Source organism: Wenxinia saemankumensis (assembly GCF_900141735.1).
In the GTDB taxonomy this organism is placed as follows: domain Bacteria; phylum Pseudomonadota; class Alphaproteobacteria; order Rhodobacterales; family Rhodobacteraceae; genus Wenxinia; species Wenxinia saemankumensis.
Genome location: NZ_FQYO01000005.1, coordinates 107,722 through 133,854, shown reverse-complemented (window position 1 = coordinate 133,854; position 26,133 = coordinate 107,722). Strand labels below are relative to the sequence as shown.

26 protein-coding genes are annotated in these 26,133 nt (G+C 71.4%); 13 read left to right on the top strand and 13 right to left on the bottom strand.

Going from position 1 to position 26,133, the window contains the following annotated elements:
- Positions 1-87 precede the first annotated feature (87 nt).
- Complete coding sequence (locus BUE30_RS14260; protein WP_073332370.1) at positions 88-963, bottom strand: LysR family transcriptional regulator; 876 nt, start codon at positions 961-963, stop codon at positions 88-90.
- A gap of 299 nt (positions 964-1,262) precedes the next feature.
- On the opposite strand from BUE30_RS14260, the gene ffh reads away from it, so the two are divergent.
- The 11 genes from ffh (at position 1,263) to trmD (ending at position 8,314) form a co-directional block, all read left to right on the top strand.
- Positions 1,263-2,774 (top strand): signal recognition particle protein, encoded by a 1,512-nt coding sequence (gene ffh, locus BUE30_RS14255; protein WP_073332366.1) that lies wholly within the window; start codon positions 1,263-1,265, stop codon positions 2,772-2,774.
- A 70-nt stretch (positions 2,775-2,844) separates the two neighbouring features.
- Complete coding sequence (locus BUE30_RS14250; RefSeq protein ID WP_073332362.1) at positions 2,845-3,357, top strand: GNAT family N-acetyltransferase; 513 nt, start codon at positions 2,845-2,847, stop codon at positions 3,355-3,357.
- Complete coding sequence (locus tag BUE30_RS14245) at positions 3,357-3,869, top strand: GNAT family N-acetyltransferase (protein WP_073332358.1); 513 nt, start codon at positions 3,357-3,359, stop codon at positions 3,867-3,869. Before BUE30_RS14250 ends, BUE30_RS14245 begins: the two co-directional genes overlap by 1 nt.
- Positions 3,866-4,378 carry a GNAT family N-acetyltransferase gene (locus BUE30_RS14240; RefSeq protein WP_073332355.1) on the top strand — a complete coding sequence of 171 codons (513 nt, stop codon included), beginning with the start codon at positions 3,866-3,868 and terminating at the stop codon, positions 4,376-4,378. The genes BUE30_RS14245 and BUE30_RS14240 overlap by 4 nt, the downstream gene beginning before the upstream one ends.
- Positions 4,375-4,962: a GNAT family N-acetyltransferase gene (locus tag BUE30_RS14235; RefSeq protein ID WP_073332352.1), complete on the top strand. Its 588-nt coding sequence runs from the start codon at positions 4,375-4,377 to the stop codon at positions 4,960-4,962. Before BUE30_RS14240 ends, BUE30_RS14235 begins: the two co-directional genes overlap by 4 nt.
- Complete coding sequence (locus tag BUE30_RS14230; protein WP_073332349.1) at positions 4,955-5,251, top strand: chorismate mutase; 297 nt, start codon at positions 4,955-4,957, stop codon at positions 5,249-5,251. Before BUE30_RS14235 ends, BUE30_RS14230 begins: the two co-directional genes overlap by 8 nt.
- Positions 5,252-5,279: 28 nt before the next feature.
- A complete protein-coding gene (gene rpsP, locus BUE30_RS14225) occupies positions 5,280-5,648 on the top strand; it encodes a 30S ribosomal protein S16 (protein WP_073332346.1) in 369 nt (122 codons plus the stop codon).
- Between the two features lie 68 nt (positions 5,649-5,716).
- A complete protein-coding gene (rimM, locus tag BUE30_RS14220; protein WP_073332343.1) occupies positions 5,717-6,220 on the top strand; it encodes a ribosome maturation factor RimM in 504 nt (167 codons plus the stop codon).
- 112 nt (positions 6,221-6,332) lie between these two features.
- A complete protein-coding gene (locus tag BUE30_RS14215; protein WP_073332339.1) occupies positions 6,333-7,160 on the top strand; it encodes a hypothetical protein in 828 nt (275 codons plus the stop codon).
- Between the two features lie 133 nt (positions 7,161-7,293).
- On the top strand, positions 7,294-7,458 hold the full coding sequence (locus tag BUE30_RS14210) for a DUF1328 domain-containing protein (RefSeq protein WP_073332336.1): 165 nt from the start codon (positions 7,294-7,296) through the stop codon (positions 7,456-7,458).
- A gap of 61 nt (positions 7,459-7,519) precedes the next feature.
- Entirely contained in the window at positions 7,520-8,314 is a 795-nt protein-coding gene (gene trmD, locus BUE30_RS14205) for a tRNA (guanosine(37)-N1)-methyltransferase TrmD (protein ID WP_073332333.1), read from the top strand.
- Positions 8,315-8,479: 165 nt separating this feature from the next.
- On the opposite strand, the gene mraY is transcribed toward trmD, so the two are convergent.
- From mraY to BUE30_RS14165, 8 genes are all read right to left on the bottom strand, one after another.
- Positions 8,480-9,562: a phospho-N-acetylmuramoyl-pentapeptide-transferase gene (gene mraY / locus BUE30_RS14200; protein ID WP_073332330.1), complete on the bottom strand. Its 1,083-nt coding sequence runs from the start codon at positions 9,560-9,562 to the stop codon at positions 8,480-8,482.
- 1 nt (position 9,563) lies between these two features.
- A complete protein-coding gene (locus tag BUE30_RS14195) occupies positions 9,564-11,213 on the bottom strand; it encodes a UDP-N-acetylmuramoyl-tripeptide--D-alanyl-D-alanine ligase (RefSeq protein WP_244526372.1) in 1,650 nt (549 codons plus the stop codon).
- Complete coding sequence (locus tag BUE30_RS14190) at positions 11,210-12,691, bottom strand: UDP-N-acetylmuramoyl-L-alanyl-D-glutamate--2,6-diaminopimelate ligase (RefSeq protein ID WP_073332327.1); 1,482 nt, start codon at positions 12,689-12,691, stop codon at positions 11,210-11,212. The genes BUE30_RS14195 and BUE30_RS14190 overlap by 4 nt, the downstream gene beginning before the upstream one ends.
- Before the next feature lie 31 nt (positions 12,692-12,722).
- On the bottom strand, positions 12,723-14,510 hold the full coding sequence (locus BUE30_RS14185) for a peptidoglycan D,D-transpeptidase FtsI family protein (RefSeq protein WP_073332324.1): 1,788 nt from the start codon (positions 14,508-14,510) through the stop codon (positions 12,723-12,725).
- The gene (gene ftsL, locus BUE30_RS14180) at positions 14,507-14,878 is read right to left on the bottom strand and encodes a cell division protein FtsL (protein ID WP_073332320.1); all 372 of its coding nucleotides are present in this window, start codon (positions 14,876-14,878) and stop codon (positions 14,507-14,509) included. Before ftsL ends, BUE30_RS14185 begins: the two co-directional genes overlap by 4 nt.
- Positions 14,875-15,849: a 16S rRNA (cytosine(1402)-N(4))-methyltransferase RsmH gene (gene rsmH, locus BUE30_RS14175; RefSeq protein ID WP_073332317.1), complete on the bottom strand. Its 975-nt coding sequence runs from the start codon at positions 15,847-15,849 to the stop codon at positions 14,875-14,877. The genes ftsL and rsmH overlap by 4 nt, the downstream gene beginning before the upstream one ends.
- Positions 15,850-15,855: 6 nt before the next feature.
- A complete protein-coding gene (locus BUE30_RS14170; protein WP_170865652.1) occupies positions 15,856-16,341 on the bottom strand; it encodes a hypothetical protein in 486 nt (161 codons plus the stop codon).
- Between the two features lie 688 nt (positions 16,342-17,029).
- Positions 17,030-18,148 carry an Mrp/NBP35 family ATP-binding protein gene (locus BUE30_RS14165; protein ID WP_073332311.1) on the bottom strand — a complete coding sequence of 373 codons (1,119 nt, stop codon included), beginning with the start codon at positions 18,146-18,148 and terminating at the stop codon, positions 17,030-17,032.
- Between the two features lie 396 nt (positions 18,149-18,544).
- Here BUE30_RS14165 and BUE30_RS14160 point away from each other — a divergent pair, with 396 nt between their 5' ends.
- Positions 18,545-18,757, top strand: a complete 213-nt coding sequence (locus BUE30_RS14160) for a DUF1127 domain-containing protein (RefSeq protein WP_073332308.1) — start codon at positions 18,545-18,547, stop codon at positions 18,755-18,757.
- A 996-nt stretch (positions 18,758-19,753) separates the two neighbouring features.
- Here the strand turns inward: BUE30_RS14160 and BUE30_RS14155 are convergent.
- The 3 genes from BUE30_RS14155 to BUE30_RS14145 all read right to left on the bottom strand — a co-directional run bounded on the left by BUE30_RS14155 (position 19,754) and on the right by BUE30_RS14145 (position 23,302).
- Positions 19,754-20,149 (bottom strand): DUF6157 family protein, encoded by a 396-nt coding sequence (locus BUE30_RS14155; RefSeq protein WP_073332303.1) that lies wholly within the window; start codon positions 20,147-20,149, stop codon positions 19,754-19,756.
- On the bottom strand, positions 20,149-22,509 hold the full coding sequence (locus BUE30_RS14150; RefSeq protein ID WP_083601415.1) for an ATP-dependent helicase: 2,361 nt from the start codon (positions 22,507-22,509) through the stop codon (positions 20,149-20,151). Before BUE30_RS14150 ends, BUE30_RS14155 begins: the two co-directional genes overlap by 1 nt.
- Positions 22,510-22,681: 172 nt before the next feature.
- Entirely contained in the window at positions 22,682-23,302 is a 621-nt protein-coding gene (locus BUE30_RS14145) for a MarR family winged helix-turn-helix transcriptional regulator (protein ID WP_244526371.1), read from the bottom strand.
- A 121-nt stretch (positions 23,303-23,423) separates the two neighbouring features.
- Between BUE30_RS14145 and BUE30_RS14140 the strand changes: the two genes are divergently transcribed.
- Positions 23,424-24,971 carry an MDR family MFS transporter gene (locus tag BUE30_RS14140; RefSeq protein WP_073332295.1) on the top strand — a complete coding sequence of 516 codons (1,548 nt, stop codon included), beginning with the start codon at positions 23,424-23,426 and terminating at the stop codon, positions 24,969-24,971.
- A 63-nt stretch (positions 24,972-25,034) separates the two neighbouring features.
- Here BUE30_RS14140 and BUE30_RS14135 read toward each other — a convergent pair whose 3' ends face one another.
- Positions 25,035-26,045 carry a sensor histidine kinase gene (locus BUE30_RS14135; RefSeq protein ID WP_073332290.1) on the bottom strand — a complete coding sequence of 337 codons (1,011 nt, stop codon included), beginning with the start codon at positions 26,043-26,045 and terminating at the stop codon, positions 25,035-25,037.
- Positions 26,046-26,133 lie beyond the last annotated feature (88 nt).

Genomic DNA, 26,133 nt, shown 5'->3' with positions numbered 1-26,133 from the left:
CCCCGTCGACCGCCCGATCCCGCCCCTGCCCCGGCCCCTGTCCCGGCCCCTGTCCCGGCCCCTGTCCCGGTCCTCCCCCCGCAGAGGTCATTCCGGCCAGGTCGCCACCGCCTCGCGCAGGGCGGCCAGAAAGGCCTGCACCTTGGTCGTGCGATGCAGATCGACATGGGTCACGACCCACAGGTCGGCCGCCCAGTCCTCTCGCGGATCGCAGAGCCGCTCCAGCCCCAGGCCCTCGGCCTGCCAGCCGGTGAGGAAGCCGATCCCGGCCCCGGCGCGGACCGCCTCGACCCCGGTCGTATCGTCGCCGGTGCGGAACACGACCTGCTCGCGCGGCACGTTCCGGGCCATCCAGGCGTGGAAGGGTGCGCGGCTGCCCTCGTCGTCGGGGCCGACATAGAGGTGCCCGTCCGTGTCCTCGGGCCGCTCGGGTCGGCCGTGGCGGGCGAGATAGCCCGGCGCGGCGTAGAGCGCGGGGCGGATCTGGGAGAGCTTGCGCACGACGTTGTCGGGCTGTTCGGGCGGCGCGCCGGCCCGGATCGCGACATGCGCCTCGCCATATTCGAGGCGGAACAGGCGCGCGCCGACGAGATAGCGCACGATCAGCCCGCTATTCGCCTGCTGGAAGTCGTGCAGGACCGGCACCATCAGCGGCGCGAGCATCGTCAGCGTGGTGACGGTGAGGTCGCCCGACACGCTCTCGCCCCGGCCGCGGATCCGGCTCTCGAGCTGGTTAAACTGGTCGTCGGTGGCCTGCCCGACCTGCAGCAGGTCCGCGCCGGCCTCGGTGGGGGTGTAGCCCCGGGCATGGCGCTGGAACAGCTTGACCCCCAGCCGCGCCTCGAGCGCGTCGATATGGCGGATCACCGTCGCGTGGTGCACGCCGAGCGCATCGGCCGCGCCGCTGACCGTCCCGGCGCGGGCGACGAAATAGGCGGTACGGACCTCGTCCCAGTTCTTCATCACGGTTCCTGTCCCGTCGTCCCCCGTTCCGGCGAGGACGCTATTGCGCCCCGCCGGCGAGGGGAAGGGCTCGCCCGTCCCTTCCCTCCCGCTCGGCGCCCAGGCCCCCCCGCGCCTTGACTCCGCGCCCTGCCCCAGCGTAGACGCGCGGCGTTCCGGAAGCCCCACGACGCTTCCGGTCCCCGGGACGGTCCCGGGGATCGCCCCCCGTCAGCGCAGGTGCGCCCACGGGGGCGTTTGTCGTTTGCTTCGCCGGTCCCTATCTCGGGGCCACCTGATACAGCCCCGGAGGCGCGCGCATGTTCGAATCCCTCTCCGACCGTCTCGGCGGCGTCTTCGACCGCCTGACGAAGGCGGGCGCGCTGTCGGCCGACGACGTCAAGACCGCCCTGCGCGAGGTGCGGGTCGCGCTGCTCGAGGCGGATGTCTCGCTTCCCGTGGCGCGATCCTTCGTCAAGGCGGTGGAGGCCAAGGCGACGGGCGCGGCGGTGACGAAATCGGTCACGCCGGGCCAGCAGGTCGTGAAGATCGTCCATGACGAGCTGATCGCGGTCCTCACTGGCGAGGGCGATCCCGGCCGGCTCAAGATCGACAACCCGCCCGCGCCGATCCTGATGGTCGGCCTGCAGGGCGGCGGCAAGACCACGACGACCGCCAAGATCGCCAAGCGCCTGAAGGAGCGCGAGGGCAAGAAGGTCCTGATGGCCTCGCTCGACACCAACCGCCCCGCGGCGATGGAGCAGCTGGCCATCCTCGGCAGCCAGATCGGCGTCGACACGCTGCCGATCGTCAAGGGCGAGGATCCGGTCCAGATCGCGAAGCGGGCCAGGACGCAGGCCAGTCTCGGCGGCTACGACGTCTACATGCTCGACACGGCCGGGCGGCTGCATATCGACCAGGAGCTGATCGCCCAGGCGGCGGCGGTGCGCGACGCGGTCAATCCGCGCGAGACGCTGCTGGTCGTCGACGGCCTGACGGGCCAGGTCGCGGTCGAGGTGGCGCAGGAATTCGACGAGCGCATCGGGGTCTCCGGCGTGGTCCTCACCCGGATGGACGGCGACGGGCGCGGCGGCGCGGCGCTGTCGATGCGCCAGGTCACGGGCAAGCCGATCCGCTTCGTCGCCACCGGCGAGAAGGTCGACGCGCTTGAGACCTTCGAGCCCGAGCGCATCGCGGGCCGCATCCTCGGCATGGGCGACATCGTCTCCCTCGTCGAGAAGGCGCAGGCGACGCTCGAGGTCGAGCAGGCCGAGCGCATGATGAAGCGCTTCCAGAAGGGTCAGTTCAACATGAACGACCTGCGGATGCAGCTCGAGCAGATGATCAAGATGGGCGGCATGGAAGGCGTGATGGGCATGATGCCCGGCATGGCCAAGATGCAGAAGCAGGCCGCCGAGGCGGGCATGGACGACACCATGATCCGCCGCCAGATCGCCCTCATCAACTCGATGACCAAGCGCGAGCGGGCCCAGCCCGACCTGCTGCAGGCCTCGCGCAAGAAGCGGATCGCGGCCGGCGCCGGGCTGGAAGTGAGCGAGCTGAACAAGCTGCTCAAGCAGCACCGCCAGATGGCCGACGTGATGAAGAAGATGGGCCGCATGGGAAAGGGCGGCATGATGAAGCAGGCCATGAAGCAGATGATGGGTGCAAAGGGTCTTGGTGGCGGCGCCATGCCCGACATGAACGACCCCAAGGCCATGGAGCAGGCGGCGCAGGCGCTGGGGCGGTCGATGCCCCGCGGCGGCGGCCTGCCCGGCCTCGGCGGCGGCGGCCTGCCCTCCGGCCTGTCGGGCTTCGGGAAGAAGAAGTGACAGGTTCGGCCCGACATAATGGGACCTTCGCGGCGCGTAGGTCGGTTTCGTGCAAGCGCGGGGACCAGGCGTGATCCCCGTCCTGCACACCCGACGGCTGACGCTCGGCCCCTGCACGCCCGATCACGTCGCGGCCTTCGCGGGCTTCGTGGCGAGCGAGGCGTCGCGCTTCCTGGGCGGGCCGTCGGACGATCCGCGGGACGCCTGGTCCTCCTGCGCGATGCATGCCGGGCAATGGGTGATCCGCGGATACGGCACGTTCTGGGTCTCGGACGCGGCGGGAAGGCCGGTCGGGCGTGTCGGCATCTGGCATCCCGGCTGGCTGGACGAGCCGGAACTCTCCTGGGTGATCTACCCGGCGCATCACCGGCGGGGCTACGCCGTCGAGGCGGCCGTCGCCGCCCGGGACTGGGCAGCTGACCGGGGTCTGCCGCCGCTCGTCTCGCTGATCGCCCCGGGCAATGCCCCCTCCCTCGCCCTGGTCCGCCGCCTCGGCGCGGTGCGCGACGGGATCCATGTCTACGACCATGGCGGCGAGGTGGAGCGGTGGCGCCATCCCCGGCCCGCGCAGGAGGCCGCGTGATGGAACGGCTCGAGACCGAACGCCTGGTGCTGCGCCGCCCCGATTCCCGCGACTGGGAGCCGGTGCGCGGCTTCTTCATGTCCGAGCGGTCCGGCTTCATCGGCGGCCCGCAGAGCGAGCGCGACGCCTGGCGCAGCTTCGCCGCGGAACTCGGGCACTGGGACATCCGCGGATACGGGATGTGGACCGTCACGCGGCGCGGGGCCGAGGACGAGGGCCTGGCCCTGATCGGTCCCTGGTATCCGATCGACTGGCCCGAGACCGAGATCGGCTGGCTGATCCTGTCGCCCGAGACCGAGGGCACCGGCATCGCCACCGAGGCGGCCCGCGCCGCCATCGACCATGCATGGCGGGTCCTGCACTGGACCAGCATGGTCAGCTACATCGATCCGGCTAACGCCCCGTCGATCCGCGTGGCCGAGCGGCTGGGCGCGGTCCACGATCCGGATGCGCCCGCGCCGGGCGACAAGCCCGTCCTGGTCTACCGCCACACCCGGCCGGAGGGCGCATGATCCCAACGCTCACCACCGACCGGCTGACGCTGCGCCCCTTCGCGATGGGCGACTTTCCGGCCTATGCCGCCTTCCTCGCCTCGGACGAGGCAGTCTACATGGACGGCCCCCACGGCGAGGAGACGGCCTGGGGCTGGTTCTGCCACGACACGGCGAGCTGGCACCTGCAGGGCTACGGCTCGCTGATGATCGAGGATCGCGCGACGGGCGCCGCGCTCGGCCATGTCGGCATCCACCGCCCCCCCTCCTTCCCTGAGGTCGAGATGGGCTGGGTGCTCTATCCCGCCGGACGCGGACGGGGCGCCGCGACCGAGGCGGCGGCCGCGCTGCGTGACCACGTGACGGCCGATGCCGACCTGCCGGGCCTCGTCTCCTATGTCGATCCGCGCAATACCGCGTCGATCCGCCTCGCGCAGCGCCTCGGCGCGGTGCGCGACGACGATGCCGCCACGCCCGGCGGCGCCCCGACCCTCGTCTTCCGCCACCCCCTCCCCCAGAGGACCGCATGACCGAGACATCGCAGATCCATCCCTGGCAGGAGCCGGTCCACGGCCAGTCCGCCGTGGCCGTCGACCGCATCGCCGGCGCCCTGCCCCGCATCGCCCGCGACCGGATCATCCTGCGCGCCCCCTATCTCGAGGACTGGCCGCATTACCGCGGCATCGCCACCACCCAGCGCGCCGTCCATTTCGACGGCCCGATGGACGAGGACGAGGCGTGGCAGGACTTCCTGCAGATGACCGCCTCCTGGATCCTGCGCGGCTGCGGCCTCTGGGCCGTCGAGGTGCAGGAGACGGGCGAGACGGTGGGCTTCGTCGTGCTCAACCACGAGGCCGGGGATCCCGAGCTGGAGCTCGGCTTCATGTTCACCGAGGAGGGCGAGGGTCACGGCTACGCCTTCGAGGCGACCCGCGCCGCCCGCAACAACGCCTTTTACTCGCTCAACCGCGACACGCTGGTCAGCTACATCGCCCCCGCCAACGACCGCGCCATCGCGCTGGCGCAGAAGCTGGGGGCCGCGCACGACGAGGCGGGCGACATCGACGGCTGCCAGTGCTGGCGCTACCCCCGCCCCGAGTTCGACTATGAGTGACGCCGTGGAAAAGGCCGCCGCCCTGCTGCGCGAGCATCGCGAGTCGATCGACCGGCTCGACGCGATCCTCGTCTTCACGCTGGCCGAGCGGTTCAAGCACACCCAGGCCGTCGGCCGGCTCAAGGCCGAGCATGACCTGCCCCCCGCCGATCCGGTCCGCGAGGAGGCCCAGATCGCCCGTCTTACCGAGCTCGCCCGCCAGGCCGATCTCGACCCCGCCTTCGCCAAGAAGTTCCTGGCCTTCATCATCCAGGAAGTCATCCACCACCACGAACAGCACCAGAGCTGACCCAAAGCCATTCGAAGGAGAAGACACGATGGCCATGAAGATCCGTCTCGCCCGCGGGGGCTCCAAGAAGCGCCCCTACTACTCGATCGTCGCCGCCGACAGCCGCATGCCGCGCGACGGCCGCTTCCTCGAGAAGCTGGGCACCTACGCCCCCCTCCTGCCCAAGGACAGCGAGGACCGGGTGAAGATGGACACCGACCGCGTCCAGTACTGGCTCGACAAGGGCGCCCAGCCGACCGACCGGGTCGCCCGGATGCTCGAGGCCGCGGGCCTGCGCGAGAAGACGACGCGCAACAACCCGAACAAGGCCAAGCCGGGCAAGGCCGCGCAGGAGCGCGCGGACAAGAAGGCCGCCCGCGACGCCGCGCCGGCCGAAGAGGCCGCGGCGGAGGAGTGATCCTCTCCCGGGACCGGCCCTCGCGGCCGGTCCCTTTCGTTCGGGGACCCGCTGAAAGGGCGAGGGACATGCAGGACAAGGTCATCGTCGGGGCCATCGGCGGCGCCTTCGGCGTCCATGGCGAGGTGCGGCTCAAGAGCTTCTGCGCCCAGCCCGAGGCCATTGCGGCCTATGCCCCCCTGACCGACGCGTCCGGGCGGAGCTACCCCGCCATCCGCCTGACCGGCGCCACGAAGGGGGCGCTGACCGCCCGCATCGACGGCATCGCCACCCGGGAAGAGGCGGAGGCCCTGAAGGGCACCCAGCTCTATGCCGAGCGAGCCCGCCTGCCCGAACCTGACGAGGAGGAATACTACCATTCCGACCTCGAGGGGCTGACCGTCGTCGATACCGGCGGGGCCGAGATCGGGACGGTGCGCGCGGTGCAGAACCACGGCGCGGGCGACCTGCTCGAGATCGCGGTACCCGGCCGCAGCGCGACCCTGCTCCTGCCCTTCACGATGGAGGTGGTGCCGGCCGTCGACCTCGCCGCCGGTCGCCTCGTCGTCGATCCGCCCGAGGGCGCGCTCTAGGCCGGGTGCGGCCCCGCGTCCACACCTGCCTCCCCGGACGCCCCCGGGGGGACTCGCCCTGGCCGCGGCCCGTCTTCAGGATGGCCCCCGTATCCTTTAGGGGGCCCCGTCCGTGCCGCGCCGCATCCACCTGCATCCCGGCTTCCACAAGACCGGCACCTCGTCGATCCAGCATTTCCTCTGGTCGAACCGCCAGCGCATCGCGACGCGCGCCGACCTCCGGATGCTGCGCCACCTCGCCCCGGTGACGAAGCTCTGCGCCGCCTACAGCCGCAGCGCCAACCCGCTCTTCGTCGTCGACATGGTCGAGGCGCTCGACGCCGCCTTCGCCGATCCGCCGCTCTGCGCGGAGGCGGATCTCCTGATCTCGACCGAGGGGCTGGCCGGCCACCTGCCCGGCTGGCCGGGGGTCGAGGATTACGCGGCCGCGCCCGTCACGATCGGCGCGGTGGTGACCTGGGCGCAGGAGCGGTTTCCGCAGGCCGCGATCGACATCGTGCTCACGACCCGGGATCCGGGCGACTGGCTCTCCAGCGCGTGGCGGCACCACCTCCTCGGCCAGCGCCTGCGGCAGGACGAGGCCGCCTTCGCCGAGGCCCACCGGGCGGCGGCCGATCTGGGCGCGGCGGCAGCGGACCTGGCCGGCGCGCTGGCCCCGGTCCCGGTCCGCACCCTGCCGCTGGAGACGGCGCGCGAGCATCGGCTTGGGCCCGGGGGCGCATTGCTCGCCACCTTCGGCTGGACCGAGGCCGAGATGGAAGGGTTCGAGCCCGTCGGTCACGGCAATCGGGGCCCCCGTCCCGACCTCGCCGCGCGGCTGCTGGAGCTCAACCGGTCCGACATGCCCGATCCCCGCCTCGCGGCCGAGAAGGCTGCGCTGGCCCGGGCCGCCGGCCTCGCCGGCTGGGCGCCGTCGCCCGCCGGGACGGCCGGGGGTTGAGTGTCCGCCACATCCCCGGCCGAACCGCGCCGCGGCGGCCGAGGGGGGGAACCTCGCGCCGGGGCACACGTTGCGCCGGGGAAGGCCCGGGGTTGATCCCGCACGGCCCGGGACATCAGAAAAGGAGCCCCCCATGATCGAATGGATCCTCATCCTCCTCGTCGTCGCCGCGATTGCCGGCCTGCTCGGTTTCGGCCGCATCTCCGGCGCCGCCATGACCGGCGCCAAGATCCTGATCGGCATCGTGCTGGTGCTGTTCCTTCTGGTGCTGTTCGGCATCATCGCCGTCGCGGCCTGACGGCCGCATCGGGAGGGGGCGGCATCTTCCGCCCCCCTCCGCGCCGCGCTATGGGCGGGACATGACCGATCCCGCCCCCTCCCGCGCCGCCGGGCGCCTCGCCGCCCGGCCCTCCGTCCGCCCCCGCGACCTGATGACCGACACGCCGGACCTCGCCGGGGCGTGGCGGGCGCAGGTCGTCACGCTCTTCCCCGGCGCCTTTCCCGGCGTGCTGGGCGAGAGCCTGACCGGCCGCGCCCTCAGGGACGGCTTGTGGAGCCTGCGCTGCATCGACCTGCGCGCCCACGGGATCGGGCGCCACCGCAATGTCGACGACACGCCCGCCGGCGGCGGGCCGGGCATGGTGCTGCGGCCCGACGTGATGGCCGCCGCGATCGCCGAGGCCGGCGAGGGCGTGCGCGGGCGGATGCCGCTCGTCTACCTGTCCCCGAGGGGACGGCCCTTCGACCAGGCGACGGCGCGCCGCTTCGCCGCCTGCGACGGGCTGACGCTGATCTGCGGCCGGTTCGAGGGGCTCGACCAGCGGGTGATCGACGGCTTCGGGATCGAGGAGGTCTCGCTGGGGGATTTCGTCCTGACGGGAGGCGAGATCGCGGCCCAGGCGGTGCTGGACGCGACGATCCGCCTGCGCCCCGGCCTGCTCGGAAACACCGCCTCCGCCGAGGAGGAGAGCTTCTCGGACGGGCTTCTCGAACATCCCCAGTTCACGAAGCCCGCCGAATGGGAGGGCCGGCCCATCCCTCCGGTCCTGCTCTCCGGCAACCATGCCGAGATCGCCCGCTGGCGCCGGGCCGAAGCCGAACGTCTCACGCGCGAGCGGCGCCCCGATCTCTGGGCCCGGCGCGAGGGCGGCTGACCCGCCCCGGCAGAAGATCGCCCGGGACCATGGCCCCGACCAGAGGGGCCGCATCCGGTCCGCCCGGAACCGGCCAGGGGACGACCTTCCGCTCTTATCTTGCCGGAAATACTCCGCGGGGGTCCGGGGGCACGAAGCCCCCGGCCTTCGGCGGCCGCCGGCCGCTCAGCGCACCTTCAGCGTGGCCAGACCGATCATCGCCAGGATCAGGGCGATGATCCAGAACCGGATCACGATCTGCGGTTCCGCCCAGCCCTTCTTCTCGTAATGGTGGTGGATCGGCGCCATCAGGAAGACCCGCTTGCCGGTCCGCTTGAAGTAGAAGACCTGGATGATCACGCTCAGCGCCTCGACCACGAAGAGGCCGCCGACGATGGCGAGCACGATCTCGTGCTTGGTCGCGACGGCGATCGCGCCGAGCGCGCCGCCGAGCGCGAGCGAGCCGGTATCGCCCATGAAGACCGCCGCGGGCGGCGCGTTGTACCACAGGAAGCCGAGCCCGCCGCCGATCAGCGCGGCGGTGAAGATCAGGAGTTCCCCGGTATCGGGGACGTAGTGCACGTCGAGATACTCGGTGAAATCGGTGCGCCCCACCGCGTAGGCGATGATGCCGAAGGTCCCGGCCGCGATCATCACCGGCATGATGGCGAGGCCGTCGAGCCCGTCGGTGAGGTTCACCGCGTTGGCGGCGCCCACGATCACGATCATTCCGAAGGGCACGAAGAGCACGCCGAGATCCAGCAGGTAGGCCTTGAAGATCGGGAAGGCGAGCTGGCCGGTCAGTTCGGCCGGATGGTGCCAGGCCGCCCAGGCCGCCGCGAGGCCCGCGATGACGAACCCGATGAGAAGACGGACCCGCCCCGGCACCCCGGCGGAGCTCTGCTTCTTCACCTTCGCCCAGTCGTCGGCGAAGCCGATCGCCGCGAAGCCCAGCGTCACGAACAGCACCATCCAGACGTAGGAATTGTCGAGCCGCGCCCAGAGCAGGGTCGAGGTGGTGAGCGCCGCGATGATCAGCAGCCCGCCCATCGTCGGCGTGCCGGCCTTGACGAGGTGCCCCTCCGGCCCGTCGAGGCGGATCGGCTGGCCCTTGCCCTGGGTCCGGCGCAGCACGTTGATCAGCGGCGGGCCGAACAGGAAGCCGAAGACCAGCGCGGTGAGGAAGGCCCCCCCGGCGCGGAAGGTGATGTAGCGGAACAGGTTGAAGAAATCGCCGCCCTCGGAGAGCGTCGTCAGCCAGTAGAGCATGTCAGTCGGTCTCCCTCGGCCCCGCCGCGATCCCCGCCGGCGCAGATTCCGGCGCGGGATCCGCCGCCGATGACGTCGCCCCTGCCGCCGCCCCGCCGCGATGCCCGATCCCGCGGATGGCGTCAACGAGGGTGGAGACGCGGCTCGACTTGCTGCCCTTGACCAGCACCACGTCGCCGGCATCGACCAGCCGGCCGATCTCGCCCTTCAGCGCCTCGGGCGTGGGTGCCCAGCGGCCGCGCTTCTCCTCCGGCAGGGCCTCGTGGAGGTGGCGCATCAGGGGGCCGACGCAATGCAGGCGGTCGATCCCCGCCATCGAAGGATCTGCGGCGATGGCGGCGTGGAGCGCGGCCTCGTCCGGCCCCAGTTCGAGCATGTCGCCGAGGATCGCGATCCGCCGCCCGCGCGAGACCCGCCCCTCGCCGTCGCGGGGACGGCCGGCCGCGAGCACGGCGAGCGAGGCGGAGAGCGAGGCGGGATTGGCGTTGAAGGCGTCGTCGATCAGCTCGAGCGTCTCGTCGGCGATGGCGGGATCGATCGTGACGATCTCGCGGGTGCCGCGCCCGCCGGGCGGCGCCCAACGCCCCAGCGAGATCAGCGCCCGGGCCCGGTCGGCGCCCATCGCCTCGACCGCGGCGAGCACGGCCATCGCGTTGCGCGCGAAATGGGCCCCCTCGGCCCCGACCTTCAGAAGGATGTCGGTCCCCGCGGCGCTGGCCCGGCCGACCGTCGCGCCGGGGCGCACCCGCGCCTCGGACAGGCGGTAGAGCGCATCCGCCCCTGCCCCGAAGGTCACGATCCGCGCCGCGCCGGCGGCAGAGGCCTTCAGGATCGGTGTCGTGGGCAGATCGGCATTCACCACGGCCGTGCCGCCGGATTCGAGCGCGCCGAAGATCGCTCCCTTCTCGCGCGCGATCCCCTCCAGCCCGTCCGCGAAGGCTTCCAGATGCGCCGGCGCGACCGTCGTGACGAGGGCGACATGGGGCCGCGCCAGCGCCGCGAGCGGCGCGATCTCTCCGGGATGGTTCATCCCGATCTCGATCACCGCGAAGTCGGTCTCGCGCGGCATCCGGGCGAGCGTGAGCGGAACGCCCCAATGGTTGTTGTAGGAGGCCTCGGCCGCATGGGTGCGGCCCTGGTCCGACAGGACGGCGCGCAGCATCTCCTTGGTCGAGGTCTTGCCGACCGAGCCGGTCACGGCCACGACCTTGGCGCCGGTCCGGGCGCGGGCGGCGGCACCGAGCCGCTCGAGCGCCGGCAGCACCTCGTCCACCACGAGGAGCGGCGCGTCCCCGGCAACGCCGTCCGGGCGATGCGTGACGAGAGCGGCGGCGGCCCCCTTCGCGAGGGCCTGCGCGACGAAATCGTGACCGTCCCGCGCGGCGGCGAGCGCGACGAAGAGATCGCCCGGCCGCAGCGTGCGGGTGTCGATGGAGACGCCCGTCGCCTGCCAGTCGCAGGTCGCGGTCCCGCCCGTCGCGGCGGCGGCGTCCCGCGCGGTCCAGAGCGGCGCCTCCGGCGGCGAGGGCGGAGGGGGGGCTGTCTGCCCCCCCGCGCTGCGCGCCCCCCCCGAGAGGTATTTGAGGCAAGATAAGAGCAGGGCGCGAAGCCGGGCGGCGGGCCCCGGCGCCGGGCGATTCCCCCCGGTCACACGCGCCCCTCGAGCGCGGCGACGGCGACGCTGGCCTGTTCCACGTCGTCGAAGGGCAGGACCGCGTCGCCGACGATCTGGCCGGTCTCGTGTCCCTTGCCGCAGATCAGCAGGGCGTCGCCGGGGCCGAGCAGGTCGACCCCCCGCAGGATGGCCTCGGCGCGGTCGCCGACCTCCATCGCGTCCGGCGCGCCCTGCATCACCGCGGCGCGGATGCCGGCGGGGCTCTCGCTGCGGGGATTGTCGTCGGTGACGATGACGGTATCCGCGTTCTCGGCCGCGGCGGCGCCCATCAGCGGACGCTTGCCCCGGTCGCGGTCCCCGCCCGCCCCGACGATCGCGACGATCCGGCCGAGGACATGCGGCCGCAACGCCTTCAGCGCCGTGGCGACGGCATCGGGCGTGTGCGCGTAGTCGACGAAGACGGTTGCGCCGTTCTCGCGCGTGGCGGCATGCTGCATCCGGCCCCGCACGGTGACGAGGGAGGGCAGCGCGGCGAAGACCTCCTCGGGCGACTCGCCGGCCGCGATGACGAGTCCGGCGGCCATCAGGACGTTGGCCGCCTGGAAGCCGCCGATGAGGTCGAGCCGCACCATCTGCGCCTGGCCCTGCCAGTCGAAGCGCAGCTCCTGCCCCGTGGCGTCGAAGCGCTGGCCGAGCAGGCGCAGCCGCGCGCCCTCGCGCGCACCGACCCCGATCACCTCCATCCCGCGCTCCTGCGCGATGTCGGCGACGGCGGGCCCCTTGGGATCGTCGAGATTGACCACGGCGACCGCCTCGTCCGGCAGGACGCGGTGGAACAGGCCCATCTTGGCGCGGAAATAGCCGGCCATGGTCAGGTGGTAGTCGAGATGGTCCTGCGTGAAGTTCGTGAAGCCGCCCGCGGCCAGCATCACCCCGTCGAGCCGCCGCTGGTCGAGCCCGTGGGACGAGGCCTCCATCGCGCAATGGGTGACGCCCGCGTCCCGCGCCTCTGCCAGCGCGCGGTGCAGGGTGACAGGGTCGGGCGTGGTATGACGCAGCGGATACGTCCAGGCCCCCTCGATGCCCGTGGTGCCGAGATTGACCGCCTTCCGTCCCAGCGCGATCCAGATCTGCCGGCAGAAGCTGGCGACCGAGGTCTTGCCGTTGGTGCCCGTCACCGCGACCATCGTCTCGGGCTGGGCCCCGAACCAGAGCGCGGCGGCGGCGGCCAGCGCGGCGCGCGGATCCTCGGCCACGACGAGCGCGACATCGGACCCGGCGAGATGGGCGGCGGCGATCCGGGCGCCCTCGGCATCGGTGAGGATCGCCCCCGCCCCCCGGGCGAGCGCGGTCCCGGCGAAGGTGGCGCCGTGCTGGGCGCTGCCCGGAAGCGCCGCGAAGAGGAAGCCGGGAGCCACCTCGCGCGAATCCGCGGTCAGCCCCCTTACGGCGAGGTCGCGGCCGCCCGCGGCCCTGAGGCCGAGATCGGCCAGGGTCTTGCTCGGTCGGGTCATGCCGGGTCCCCCGGATGCTGGTCGGTTGGCGTCAGTTGCTCGACACCGCTGTTACACCTTCCGGGTCGAGGGCCGCAATCTCGGGGCGAAGGCCCATCAGCGGCGCGGTGCGGCGCACGAGCTCGGCCGCGACCGGAACGGCCGTCCAGCCCGCGGTCCGGCGCAGCTCACCCGCGGCGAAGGTCTCGGGCTCGTCGAGCGAGACGATCACCACGTATTCGGGATCGGAGGCGGGAAAGACCCCGGCGAAGGTCGCGATGACCCGGTCGGTATAGTAGCCGCCCGTGGGGCGCGGCTTGTCGGCCGTGCCCGTCTTGCCGCCCAGCTCGTAGCCCGGCACGTCGGCGAAGCTGGCCGTGCCTTCCGTCACCACGGCGCGCAGCATCTCGCGGGCGTCGGCGCTCGTGCTCTCGGACACGACGCGGGGGCCGGGGGCGACGGGGCCGTCCTGCCGCAGCAGCGTGGCATCCACCCGGGTGCCGCCGTTCAGCAGCGAGGCATAGGCCTGAGCCAGGTGCAGCGGCGAGGAGGACATGCCGTGACCGTAGGAGATCGTCATCAGCGAGATCTCGGACCATTGCGCGGGCAGGAGCGGCCGCCCGGTCGGCGCCTCGACCATCTCGACCTGCGTCGGCTCGAGGAAGCCGAGCGATCCCAGGAACTCGCGCTGGCGCGGGGCGCCGATCATCAGGGCGAGGCGCGAGGTGCCGATGTTGGAGCTTTCGACGATCACGTCGCGCACCGTCAGCTCGGGGCCGTAATCGTGGAAGTCGCGGATGCGGAAACGCCCCCAGGTCATCGGCCCGCGCGTGTCGATCATCGTCTGCGCGTTGACGAGGCCGAGCTCGATCGCCTGCGCCGCGGCAAAGATCTTGAACACCGAACCCAGCTCGTAGACGCCCTGCACCGCGCGGTTGAAGATCGGGCTGATCGAGGGATCGTTGCCCAGCACGGGCCGCGGCCGGTCATTGGGATCGAAGTCGGGCAGGCTCGCCATCGCGACGATCTCGCCGGTATGGATGTCCATGATGATGCCGGTCGCGCCTTCGGCCTCCATCACCGTCATGCCGCCGGAGAGCACCTCCTCCATCGCGGCCTGCACGGTGAGGTCGAGCGAGAGCTCCAGCGCCTGCCCCTCGTTGGCGGGGTCGCGCAGCCAGGCGTCGAAGTAGCGCTCCACCCCCGCGACGCCGATCACCTCGGCGCTGTCCACGCCTTCGCGCCCGTAGGACGCGCCGCCGAGGATGTGGGACGCGATGGGCCCGTTCGGATAGAGCCGCATCTCGCGCGGGCCGAAGAGCAGGCCCGGATCGCCGATGTCGTGCACCGCCTGCATCTGCTCGGGGCTGATCTGACGGCGGATCCAGAGGAAGCGGCGCTCGCCGGTGAAATCCTCCAGCAGCTCCGCCTCGTCCAGCTCGGGGAAGATGCGCGCCAGCTCGCGCGCGGCGTGCGCGGGGTCGATCATCTGCGGCGGCTGGGCGTAGAGCGCGTGGGTCTCGAGATTGGTGGCGAGAACGCGCCCGGCCCGGTCCGTGATGTCGGCGCGCTGGTTGATGATCGGGTTGCCGGCGGCGGTGGCGCGCGGCTCCTCGGCCTCGGTGCCCGAGATCGCGCCCATCTTGGTGCCGATGGCGGCGAAGGCGAGGAAGAAGAACGCGCCCAGCACCAGCAGGCGCCCTTCGGCGCGGGCGCGGGCCTTGTCCTGCATCGCCTCGTGGCGCAGGCGCAGGTTCTCGGCGGCGATGGCGTCCGGGTTCTCGCCCCGGTCCCGGGCGGAGAGGATGCGGACGAGCGGGCGTAGCGGCGTTCGGATCACAGCGGTTCCTCCCCGTTGGGGCCGCGCAGGTCGGACGAGACCTCGACGGGATCGGTGATGATGCCCAGCTCCGGGATCGGGGGCAGCGGCAGCGGGATGTCGGCCGCATGGCCGAAGCTCTCGGGCGTCATCGGCAGCAGGCCGAGCCTGTCGAAGTTCAGATCGGCCAGCTCGCGCAGGCGCTCGGGGCGGTTGAGATAGGCCCATTCGGCCTTGAGCACGTTCAGCCGCTCGTGCGCCGCCCCGATCCGGGCGTTGAGCTGCCCGACCTCTCGGATCGTGGTCTGCGTGCGGTAGTTCTCCTGGTAGGCCCAGAAGCCCAGCGCGATCACGGCGATCGCCGACAGGACGTAGAGCAGTCCCTTCATCCCCGTTCCCCTTTCAGCATCGGCATTCCCAGCTCGGCCGGATCGACGGCCCGCGCGGGGGCATCGGTCCGGCGGGCGACGCGCAGGCGCGCGCTGCGGGCGCGCGGGTTGCGCGCCACTTCGCCCTCGTCCGGATCGACCGCCTTGCGCGTCACCAGCTCGAAGCCGGGGGCGATCTCCCGGGTCGCCGGCGCGTGGCGGTTGCCGCCCCCGGCCCGGCCCGAGCGGATCTGGAGGAAGCGCTTGACCATGCGGTCCTCGACGGAATGGAACGTCACGACCGCGAGCGTGCCGCCGGGGCGCAGCGCGCGCTCGGCGGCCATCAGCCCCTCGGCCAGCTCCCGGTATTCGGCGTTCACGGCGATCCGCAGCGCCTGGAAGGTGCGGGTCGCGGGGTGGCTCTGCCCCGGCTTCTGGCGCGGCAGGCAGGATTTCACGATCTCGGCGAGCTGGTCGGTCGTCGTGACCGGCCGTGCGGCGACAATGGCGCGGGCGATCCGGCGCGAGGCCCGCTCCTCTCCGTAGAGGTAGAGGGTGTCGGCCAGCTCGCCCTCGGGCAGAGCGTTGCACAGCTCGGCTGCGGTGGGCCCGTCATCGCCCATCCGCATGTCGAGCGGACCCGCCTTCTGGAAGCTGAACCCCCGCTCCGCCCGGTCGATCTGCATCGACGAGACCCCGAGATCGAGCGCGACGCCGTCGAGGGGCCCGGTCGCCAGCTCGTCGAGCTGCGAGAAGCGGCCGGGCTGCAGGACGAGGCGTTCGCCATAGGCCCCTGCCCAGTCCTGCGCCATCTCGAAGACGGTCGGATCGCGGTCCACCGCGATCACCTTCTCCGCCCCCGCCGCGAGCAGCGCGCGGGTATAGCCGCCCGCCCCAAACGTGCCGTCGAGCCAGGTGCCGCGCACCTCGCCAGCGGCCGCGATGAGCGGCGCGATCAGGACGGGGACATGGGGGGCGGGCGCGTCGGTCATGCAAGGTTACGCAGCGGCGCCCTTCTTCCTGTTGGTCAGGGTCATCGGGTTGAAGCCCGCACCGCGCGCCGCCAGCTTGCGGGTCAGCTCGACCTGGTAATTCTCCCATGCGGGCATCGTGTAGATCCGGAAATGGGTGACCGACCCGGTCAGCATCAGCTCCTCGCCCTTGTCCATGTCGAAACCCGCCCTTTCGCGGATCGACTTGGGCAGGATGATCCGCCCGGCATCCATGATTTCGATCGTCTCGGAGAAATTGGCGAGGGTCGCCATCGCGATCTCCTGCTCCTCGCTGCCGGCCTCCATCTCTTCGATGCTCTCGACGACGCGGTCGTAGCCATCCATCGAGTAGGCTTCGAGATGCGTCTCGAGATGGGGACTGTAGATCAGCTGGAAGCTCGGCTGCGCCTTGGCGTTACCTTCCGCCACCGCCTTCAGGTACTCGGGGTCCTTGGCCTGGAGCACGTCGCGGAACTTGGCCGGAATGCTCATCCGTCCCTTCCCGTCGATCTTCATGGGGAATTGCCCCGTGAAGTGCGCGCTTGCCACCTGGTCCCTTCCCCGATTCGCCCGAAGTTGATAAAGTGAAAGCCGCAAACGAAAACGGCGGACCGAACAGCTGCCAATGTTCGATCCGCCGCCTTCACTCCCGAAAGAGGGGGAGACCAGCGAAGCGCGACACTCTGGGGGGATTGGTGTGTCTGCTCGCGTTCCCGCTGGATTTTGTCGTCATCGAAGGAGGTGCCTGTTGAAACCGCCTCATTCCGTCAGGGTCTGTTTTGTCGTCTTGCCCCTTGGTGTCGTCGGCCTCCGTCGATGAACAAATGATTAGCCGGGAATTTTCGGGATTCCTAGGGATAATCTTGGACCGCCCCCCGGTTTGACCGGTCGGCCACAGCGTTCGCCGTCAAGTTCGGCCGCCATGCGACTGGCGGATTGACGCATCATCTTCCGTATCCTGAGCCAGGGTGCCGCAACATGTTGCGGTGAGCGGTTGCGCGGCTGGGGAAGACCGCCCACGCAACCGCCGCGCGATTTTTCTGGCGGAGACGGTGGGGGACGCGGGCGCCCGGCCCCGGAATCCGGGCCGGGTCCATCAGAATCCAGGGCCCCGGACGAGTCGCGGCCGGGACTCACAGAGAATCCCGGCCGCGTCCGATTCGAGAAGACAGAGGGGAGGTCAGGCCATGCCGCCCGCCACCAGACCGCGGGCGATCTGGGCATAGGCCCGCGCCATCGCCCCCTCGCCCGCCGCGACGGGCGTGCCGCCGTCGCCGGCCAGCCGGGTATCGAGGTCGATCGGCAGGGCGCCCAGCAGCGGCACGCCCAGCCTGTCCGCTTCCTGCCCGACGCCGCCATGTCCGAAGAGATGCGCCTCGTGCCCGCAATTGGGACATATGTAGAGAGACATGTTCTCGATCATGCCGAGCAGCGGCGTGTTCAGGGTGGCGAACATGTCGATCGCCTTGCGCGCATCGAGCAGCGCCACGTCCTGCGGGGTCGAGACCACGATGGCGCCGGTCAGCTGCGTGCGCTGGCACAGGGTCAGCTGCACGTCGCCGGTCCCGGGCGGGAGGTCGACGAGCAGCACGTCGAGCTCGCCCCATTCCACCTGGCCCAGCATCTGCTGGAGCGCCCCCATCAGCATCGGGCCGCGCCAGACCACGGCCTTGCCCGGATCCATCATCAGGCCGATCGACATCATGGTGACGCCATGCGCCCGCAGCGGCAGGATTCGCTTGCCGTCCGGCGATTTCGGCCGCTCGCTCACGCCCATCATGCGCGGCTGCGAGGGGCCGTAGATGTCGGCGTCGAGCAGGCCGACACGCCGTCCCTCGCGCGCGAGGGCGACGGCGAGGTTGGACGAGACCGTCGACTTGCCGACCCCGCCCTTGCCCGAGCCGATGGCGATGATCCGGTCGACGCCCGGCACCCGGGCCGGACCGCCCTGCTGCGGAGTCGGGTGGCCGCCGATCTTGAGTTGCGGTGCCTGGCCGGATCCTGCCCCCGCCCCGGCACCCGATGCGCGCGGTGCCGCCTTCGGCGCGGCGGGTCCGTGCGCCGTCAGCACGACCGAGACCGCCTCGACCCCCGGCAGGGACTTCACCTGCGCCTCGGCGATCTGGCGCAGCGCCTCGAGCCCGTGCGCGGCCTCGGGGCTGGGGGCTTCGATGACGAATCGCACGATGCCCCCTTCGACCGAGAGGGCCCTGATCATGTCGGCCGAGACCGGATCGCCCCCATCGGGCAGCGACAGTTTCGACAGCGATTCGAGGATGTCGTTCCGCGTGACGCTCATCGGCGCCCTCCTTTCCGCTCCGGGCGGGTCAAGGCGCCCGGCGCCGTGACCCCGCGTCCTTTCGATCGCCGCCCTGCAGGTCGCCCCGGAACCGTGTCCGAAGAGACGCGTATATGACAGACGTATGACGATCGCCGTTTTCGGAACGCTGCAATATCAGGCACATGCGCGCGAGAATAGGTCAGTCATGCATATGCACTTTCTGCATGGCAGCGTTGCCGCGATGGTCGTTGTGCAAGCGCAGCATTCGCATAGTTTGGGTCTCGACAGCGGCGCCGCGATTGGTGCCGCGCCGGACCGCACCGACCTAGCAGCGGCTCCGGCGGGAAACCAGAGAGACCGGCGGGAGACGTCAGAACGACGCCCCGCGAGCAGACGACAGAAAGAGAGGCCACGATGGCTTACGCGACCAACACCACCACCCTCGGCGCCCTCCGCACCGGTGGATTCGCCGAATTCCGTGCCGCCCTGACCGAGCGCTGGGCCCAGCACCGCACCTACCGCGCCACCTTCAACGAGCTGAGCGCCCTCAACGACCGCGACCTCGCCGACCTCGGCATCGCCCGCAGCCAGATCCGTTCGATCGCCCTGCAGGCCGTCGCGAAGTGACGAGATACGGAGCCGGGCCGGGTCTTCCTCCTCCCTGACCCGCCGGCTCCGGACGATCGCGGCCCGCCCTTCCTCCTCCCTCGGGCGGGACGCGACAGACAGGGCGGCGGCGCCTCCACCTCCTCCCGGGGGCGCCGCCGATCCCGCAGCCACAGAATACCGCCGGAGCGCCCCTCCTCCTCCCTCGGGCCTCCAGGCGGATCGGCGACCGGCCTTCCTCCTCCCTCGGCCGGGAGCCTCCAGCCCGGCCCGTCGCCCACGCGGTGGCGGTGCGGGCGACACGACGGACAGGCGGCGGCGCCTCCACCTCCTCCCGGAGCGCGCCGCCCCTGCTCCCTCGATCGGACGACCCGCAGCCGGGCGGGCAACCGGCACCAGAATACGCGGCGGCCCACCTCCTCCCGGGCCAGTCGCGGCAGCGGACCGGCCCTTCCTCCTCCCTCGGGCCGGGACGCGTGACGGACAGGCGGCGGCGCCTCCCACCTCCTCCCGGGACGGTGCCGCCCCTGATCCTCCCGCAGCCGGGCGGGCAACCGGCGACGAGATACGCGGCGGCCCTCCTCCTCCCTCGGGCCGCGGCGGACGCGCGGACCGGCCCTTTCCTCCTCCCTCGGGCCGGGACGTGCCAGACGGACCGCGGGCTGCACCCACCTCCTCCCGGGTGCGGCCCGCGCGCTCCGGCCCCGGGATCCGCGAGGCCCCTCCTCCTCCCCGGGTCATCGCGAGCGCCGCCCCGGCCCTTCCTCCTCCCTCGGGCCCGGAGACGGCACCACAGAGCGGCGACGGCCCACCTCCTCCCGGGCCGTCGCCGTTTTGCGTCCTGGAGGGAGGGAGCTTTCGGATCGTCAATTCACAGGGCGAGGCTCGGACCGGCACGAACGTCGAGAAGGTCAGCCAAGCTCCCGGCAACCCGGAGGCGAGGCACCCGCCATTCCGCGCACCGGGCGCCCCGACCCGGCGGAGGCGAAAGCCGCCCCTCCAGCTCGAGGCGCCGCGCTACCGCTTGGACCGCATCCCGCGAAGCACCGTGATGTCCTCACGCTTCGCCAGATCCTCCACTTCGTCAGATGTCGGATCGAGCAGCGCGATCCGTCCCGATCCATCGAAATGGGCAGCCCAGCCGTGGGTCTTCATCAGCGGTGACGCGCGCAGGCAGGGCTGCCCCTTCGAGAAGAGCTCGTCGCGGAGCGCTGGCAGATCCGCTTCGGAGAGACCCCTCCGGATGCCGGTCACCGCGGCGAGCAGATCGTCGGAGGTGTGACCGTATGGCGCTGACATCAGCATGTCGTACTGCAGGGCGGCCACGCTGCCCGGTTTGTCGGGAGCCTTTGCCATGGCCCGGCAATCGTCGGCCGGGAGGATCAGGGTATCGCGATAATTCGTGCTGTGCATCAGAACGGAACGTCGTCCGCCTGACCGGCCTGCACGACGAAGCGGGCGACGACGTTCTTCGTCCCCGCCTTGTCGAACTCGATCACCAGCTTGTCGCCCTCCAGCGCCATCACCTCGCCGTAGCCGAACTTCTGGTGAAAGACCCGGTCGCCGGTGGAGAAGGACGAACTCGCCTCGAGATCGATCGTGATGCCCCGGGCCTCCTGGGGTTGCGCCATGCCCCGCTGGCCCGACCTCGATTGCAGGCGCTTCCAGCCCGGCGAATTGTAGACATCCGCCCGGCTCGCCCGCTCCTGCACGCTCGACGCGGCGAGGCCCTGAAGGATCGGCGAGGCGCTGGCCGACATGCCCGCCGCACCGTAGCCGCCCCCGTAGAGGCCGGGCGGCGTCAGCACCTCGACATGCGCCTCGGGCAGTTCGTCGATGAACCGGCTGGGCAGCTGCGACTGCCACTGGCCGTAGACCCGGCGGTTGCCCGCGAAACTGATCGTGCAGAGCCGCTCGGCGCGGGTGATCCCCACATAGGCCAGCCGCCGCTCCTCCTCGAGTCCCTTGAGCCCGCTTTCGTCCATGCTGCGCTGGGACGGAAAGAGCCCGTCCTCCCAGCCCGGCAGGAAGACGACGGGGAATTCGAGGCCCTTCGCGGCATGGAGGGTCATGATCGTGACCTTCTCCTCCGAATCCTCGCTCTCGTTGTCCATGATGAGTGCGACATGCTCGAGGAAGCCCTGAAGGTTGTCGAAGTTCTCGAGCGCCTTCACCAGTTCCTTGAGATTCTCGAGCCGGCCCGGCGCCTCGGGCGTCTTGTCGGCCTGCCACATGCCCGTGTAGCCGCTCTCGTCGAGGATCATCTCGGCCAGTTCGACATGGGTGTCGGCCTCGGCCACGACCTGCCCGTGCCAGCGGTCGATCGCCTCGACCAGCACGCGCAGCTCGCCCGCGCCCTTGCCCCGGATCAGCTGGCCCTGCACGGCGAGGCGCGCGCCCTCGTGCAGGCTCACGCCGTTCGACCGGGCGGTCTTCTGGATCGTCTGCACCGCCTTGTCACCGAGGCCGCGTTTCGGCGTGTTCACGATCCGCTCGAAGGCGAGGTCGTCGTCCGGCGAGGTGGCGAGGCGGAAATAGGCCATCGCGTCGCGGATCTCGAGCCGCTCGTAGAAGCGCGGCCCCCCGATCACGCGGTAGGGCAGTCCGATCGTCAGGAACCGGTCCTCGAAGGCCCGCATCTGGTGCGAGGCGCGGACGAGGATCGCCATCGAATCCAGCCCGAACGGGTCGAGCCCGCGCGTGCCGCGCTGCAGATCCTCGACCTGCTCGCCGATCCAGCGCGCCTCCTCCTCGCCGTCCCAGTGGCCGATCAGCCGGACCTTCTCGCCGTCCTCTCCGTCGGTCCAGAGCGTCTTGCCCAGCCGGCCCTTGTTCGACGCGATCACGCCCGAGGCGGCGGCGAGGATGTGGCCCGTCGAGCGGTAGTTCTGCTCCAGCCGGACGACCTTGGCCCCCTCGAAATCCTGCTCGAAGCGCAGGATGTTGCCGACCTCGGCGCCGCGCCAGCCGTAGATCGACTGGTCGTCGTCGCCCACGCAGCAGATGTTCCGGTGCCCGCCGGCCAGCAGGCGCAGCCACAGGTACTGGGCGACGTTCGTGTCCTGATACTCGTCCACGAGGATGTAGCGGAACCAGCGCCTGTACTGCGCGAGCACGTCCTCGTTCTCGCGGAAGATGCGGATGACGTGCAGCAGAAGGTCGCCGAAATCGACCGCGTTCAGGTCGCGCAGCCGGGCCTGGTAGGCGGCGTAGAACTCCACCCCCCGCCGGTCGAAGGCCTTCGCCTCGTCGGGGGGCACCTGCTCCGGCGTCCAGGCCCGGTTCTTCCAGCCGTCGATGATCCCGGCCAGCATCCGCGCCGGCCAGCGCTTCTCGTCCACGTTCGCCGCGGCGAGGAGCTGCTTCATCAGGCGGATCTGGTCGTCGCTGTCGAGGATCGTGAAGTTGCTCTTGAGATCCGCGAGCTCGGCATGCCGGCGCAGCAGCTTGACACAGACCGCATGGAAGGTGCCGAGCCAGGGCATCCCCTCCACCGCCTCGCCCAGCGTCCGGCCGACCCGCAGCTTCATCTCGCGCGCGGCCTTGTTGGTGAAGGTGACAGCGAGGATCTCGTTCGGCTTCGCCGTGCCGGTGGCCAGCAGATGCACGATGCGGCTGGTCAGGGCCTTGGTCTTGCCGGTGCCGGCGCCGGCCAGCATCAGGACCGGCCCCTCCAGCGTCTCGGCCGCCTCCCGCTGCGCGGGGTTCAGCTCGTCGAGATAGGGGGCGGGACGCGCGGCCACGGCCCGCTGGCTGAGGGGGGTGCTGCTCATGCCGGCCAACATAGCGCGGACGGGCCGCGCGTTAAAGTGTTGTTCGCTTTTCGTTCGGATCCGGTCCCGCGCCCCCGCCCGCCGCTCCGGGCGCCCGCCCTCCCCCTTCGCAGGGTTGCAAATACCGCGGCGACCGCGGACCGGGACCGCGACGCCGCAGAAGGGGGTGCCGTCACGCGCTGCGCAGCCCCTCGACGAATCGCGGGAACAGCCGGGCGAAACTCTCCACCTCCTCGGCGGTCCAGCCCTCCATCCCCTTCATCAGGCGACCCCACCGGGCCTCGCGGAAGCCGCGCAGCTCGTCGAGGGCACGCGGGGTGAGGACGAGGACGGACTTGCGCCCGTCGTCCTGCGCCGCCTCGCGCCGCAGGTAGCCCCTGCCGATCAGGTCGGCGGCGATCCGGCTCGCGCGGGAGGGATCGATCTCCATCTCCTCGGCGAGCAGGCCGACAGTCGCCTCGCAGGGGCCGTCGCGCCCGATGCCGAGGTTCAGGCGCTTCACCGACATGAGCACGTGGAACTGCGCGAGATCGAGATCGAGGCCGAGCTCCGCGATGAGCCTGCGGGGCACCTCGCCGCGATAGGTCATCCGGGCGAACTGGAAATGCGCGGCCTCGATCGCCCCGAAATCCTCGGCGATTCCCGCCCCCTGCGGCTGGTCCGCGAGGAAGGCGCGCAGCGCGTCGATCAGATCCTGCCGGTCCGGCGCGGCGGGCCCGGCCGGACCGGGCTGGCGGGGCTGCTCGGAAGACGCGGCCATCGGGGGCCGGACGGAACGGTCGGGGGCGGTCATGCGGCGGCCTTATGGTTCGTCGATCTGGGGCGGTCAACTGATTGCTGTCGTCAGATATATGACATTGACATGTATTTGCCAGAGGCCTACCTGCCACCCGGATACGAACAGGATTCCCGCCATGGCCGCCTCCGTCACCGATACCGCCCCGACCGTCCCGCCCCATCCGGCGACGGATCTCGATCCCTCCGCGCCGCTGTCGGGCACGACCAAGCTCGTCGTCGTCTCGATCGGCCTGCTGCTTCTGCTCGCCGCGCTCGACCAGACCATCGTCTCGACCGCCCTGCCGACCATCGTGGCCGATCTCGGCGGGCTCGAGCATCTGGGCTGGGTCGTCACCTCCTACATCCTGGCCTCGACCATCTCGGCGCCGCTCTACGGCAAGCTGGGCGATCTCTACGGCCGGCGGAACATGGTCTTCGTCTCGGTCGGGCTGTTCCTGCTGGGCTCCGCGCTGTGCGGGATCTCGCAGGACATGACCCAGCTCATCCTGTTCCGCGCACTGCAGGGCCTGGGCGGGGGCGGGCTGTTCGTGCTGGCGCTGTCGGTGATCGGCGACGTGATCCCGCCGCGGCAGCGGGGCCGCGTGCAGGGCGTCTTCGCGGGGGCCTTCTCGGTCGCCTCGGTCGTCGGCCCGCTGCTGGGCGGATGGTTCGTCGAGGTGGCGTCGTGGCACTGGATCTTCTTCTTCAACGTGCCGATCGGCGCGCTCGCCGTCGCGATCTTCGCCGGCGCGTTCAAGCCGACGGGCAACCGCACGAGACACCGGATCGACTGGCTGGGGGCCGCCATGCTGACGCTGGCGCTGGGCTCGCTCACCCTGTTCTCCTCGCTCGGCGGGGCGACCTATCCCTGGGGCTCGTGGCAGATCCTGTCGCTGGGGGCGCTGGCGGTTGCCGGGATCGGCCTGTTCCTCTGGGCCGAGAGCCGGGCGGCCGAGCCGATCATCCCGCTGGCGCTGTTCGGCATGAACACGTTCTGGGTCACCTCGCTGCTCGGCTTCATCACCGGCGCCGCGATGTTCGGGGCAGTGACCTTCCTGCCGGTCTTCCTGCAGATCGCGCAGGGCGCCTCGCCCACCATGTCGGGCCTGATGCTGATCCCGCTGACGGCCGGCATCCTGACCGCCTCGCTGCTCGCCGGGCAGTTCATGCAGCGCACGGGGCGCTACAAGTGGCTGCCCGTCACCGGGCTGTCGCTGATGACGCTGGGCGTCCTGTCGCTGACGCAGCTCGGGCCCGACACCTCCACCCTCGTCTTCTCGCTGATGATCGCGCTTCTGGGTCTCGGCCTCGGCCAGGTCTTCCCGGTCGTCACCACGGCGGTCCAGAACGCGGTGGATCGGCAGTTCCTCGGCACCGCGACGGCGGCCGGCGTGATGTTCCGGCAGGTCGGCGGCTCGCTCGCCGTGGCGATCTACGGCGCGATCTTCAGCACGCGCCTCGCGGCCGAGATGGGCGACATGCCGGGGGCCGAGGGGCTTGCCGGGGCGGGGCTGGAGATCGGCCCGCAGACCCTGGCCGGGATCCCCGACACGGCCCGCGCGGCGATCGCCGAGGCGGTGACGGCCGCGATCCACCCGATCTTCTGGATCTCGGCCGCGCTGGCCGTTGCGGGCGTGCTGGTCGCGCTGCTGCTCGAGGACAAGCGGCTCTCCGGTCGGGGCTGACCCCGCCACCGCCGCGGGGACCCGCGCCCCTCCCGCCCCCGCTTCGCGCGGGCCGGGCGGCGGTCAGGCGGCCGGCTGCGGGATCTCGATCTCGAAATGGGCGCCCCGGTCGGCCTCGCGCCGATGGATCACGCCCCCCGCCTGCTCGGCGAAGGCGTCGAGCAGGCCCTGCCCCTGGCTGCCGTCGCGGGCCGGCTCGGGCCCCAGGCCGACGCCGTTGTCCCGGACCGTCAGGATCAGCTTGCCGTCCCGTGCGGCCAGGTCGACATCCACCCGCGCGTCGTCGCGCGAGCGGAAGGCGTGCTTTGCGGCGTTGGTGCAGAGCTCGTTCACGACGAGGCCCAGCGCGATGGCCCGGTCCCGCGGCAGGCTGACCGGCTCGACGCGGGGGGCGATCACCCGGGCCCCGTGGAAATAGGCGCCGTCGAGTGAGGCGCAGAGCGCGGAGAGATAGGGCTGCATCGGCACCTCGCCGATCCCCCCCTCGCCCCGGTAGAGCGCCTCGTGGGCGCGGGCGATACTCTCCACCCGGCCGCCCACGACCTTGAGCGCGGCGGCGGCCTCGGGGCCCGCGTTGCGCGATTCCACGCGGATCATCGAGGCGACCATGGCGAAGTTGTTGCGTACCCGGTGGTCGAGTTCGGCGAGCAGCAGGCGACGTTCCTCGGCGATGGCGTCGCGCTCGACCAGGGCCCGGCGCACCACCCGGCGGAAATACTCGGCCAGCACCACGATCAGGAATCCCGAGAGGACGTTGACCAGGACGCGCGGCCCGTCGCCGGCATTCTCGAACCGGAAGGAATGGTGGTAGGGAAGCACGACGTACCAGGCGTAGAGCGCGCAGAGGGTCATCGCCCCCACGCCGGCAACCCAGCGACCGAAGAGCGTGGCGAAGAGGACGAAGGGCAGTGTCAGCGCGAAGGGGCCGGCCCCGTAGAAGGCCACGTCGACGAGCATGCGCGCCCCGATCGCGAGCAGCGCCGAGACGACGGCGAAGCCGAGCGAGCCCAGGACGGGGGGCATGCCGGGCGGCAGCCGGTCCACGATGTCGAGCTTCACGAAGCGTGCAGGCATGTCGGTTTCGATGCGTATGGGGAGGCGGCGGGCAGGCGCCGGCCCGGCGGGGGCCGGGCCCGCCACCTCAAGACGCGCGGCCCGCCCG

Bases quoted from the DNA above. Each gene is read 5' to 3' on its own strand.
- BUE30_RS14260 (WP_073332370.1), bottom strand. From the start codon at position 963: ATGAAGAACTGGGACGAGGTCCGTACCGCCTATTTCGTCGCCCGCGCC.
- BUE30_RS14240 (WP_073332355.1), top strand. From the start codon at position 3,866: ATGATCCCAACGCTCACCACCGACCGGCTGACGCTGCGCCCCTTCGCG.
- BUE30_RS14145 (WP_244526371.1), bottom strand. From the start codon at position 23,302: ATGACCGCCCCCGACCGTTCCGTCCGGCCCCCGATGGCCGCGTCTTCC.
- BUE30_RS14190 (WP_073332327.1), bottom strand. From the start codon at position 12,691: ATGACCCGACCGAGCAAGACCCTGGCCGATCTCGGCCTCAGGGCCGCG.
- BUE30_RS14155 (WP_073332303.1), bottom strand. From the start codon at position 20,149: ATGCACAGCACGAATTATCGCGATACCCTGATCCTCCCGGCCGACGAT.
- BUE30_RS14135 (WP_073332290.1), bottom strand. From the start codon at position 26,045: ATGCCTGCACGCTTCGTGAAGCTCGACATCGTGGACCGGCTGCCGCCC.
- BUE30_RS14235 (WP_073332352.1), top strand. From the start codon at position 4,375: ATGACCGAGACATCGCAGATCCATCCCTGGCAGGAGCCGGTCCACGGC.
- BUE30_RS14140 (WP_073332295.1), top strand. From the start codon at position 23,424: ATGGCCGCCTCCGTCACCGATACCGCCCCGACCGTCCCGCCCCATCCG.
- ffh (WP_073332366.1), top strand. From the start codon at position 1,263: ATGTTCGAATCCCTCTCCGACCGTCTCGGCGGCGTCTTCGACCGCCTG.
- BUE30_RS14160 (WP_073332308.1), top strand. From the start codon at position 18,545: ATGGCTTACGCGACCAACACCACCACCCTCGGCGCCCTCCGCACCGGT.
- BUE30_RS14150 (WP_083601415.1), bottom strand. From the start codon at position 22,509: ATGAGCAGCACCCCCCTCAGCCAGCGGGCCGTGGCCGCGCGTCCCGCC.
- BUE30_RS14245 (WP_073332358.1), top strand. From the start codon at position 3,357: ATGGAACGGCTCGAGACCGAACGCCTGGTGCTGCGCCGCCCCGATTCC.
- BUE30_RS14230 (WP_073332349.1), top strand. From the start codon at position 4,955: ATGAGTGACGCCGTGGAAAAGGCCGCCGCCCTGCTGCGCGAGCATCGC.
- rpsP (WP_073332346.1), top strand. From the start codon at position 5,280: ATGGCCATGAAGATCCGTCTCGCCCGCGGGGGCTCCAAGAAGCGCCCC.
- rimM (WP_073332343.1), top strand. From the start codon at position 5,717: ATGCAGGACAAGGTCATCGTCGGGGCCATCGGCGGCGCCTTCGGCGTC.
- BUE30_RS14210 (WP_073332336.1), top strand. From the start codon at position 7,294: ATGATCGAATGGATCCTCATCCTCCTCGTCGTCGCCGCGATTGCCGGC.
- BUE30_RS14170 (WP_170865652.1), bottom strand. From the start codon at position 16,341: ATGAGCATTCCGGCCAAGTTCCGCGACGTGCTCCAGGCCAAGGACCCC.
- ftsL (WP_073332320.1), bottom strand. From the start codon at position 14,878: ATGAAGGGACTGCTCTACGTCCTGTCGGCGATCGCCGTGATCGCGCTG.
- rsmH (WP_073332317.1), bottom strand. From the start codon at position 15,849: ATGACCGACGCGCCCGCCCCCCATGTCCCCGTCCTGATCGCGCCGCTC.
- mraY (WP_073332330.1), bottom strand. From the start codon at position 9,562: ATGCTCTACTGGCTGACGACGCTCTCCGAGGGCGGCGATTTCTTCAAC.
- trmD (WP_073332333.1), top strand. From the start codon at position 7,520: ATGACCGATCCCGCCCCCTCCCGCGCCGCCGGGCGCCTCGCCGCCCGG.
- BUE30_RS14165 (WP_073332311.1), bottom strand. From the start codon at position 18,148: ATGAGCGTCACGCGGAACGACATCCTCGAATCGCTGTCGAAACTGTCG.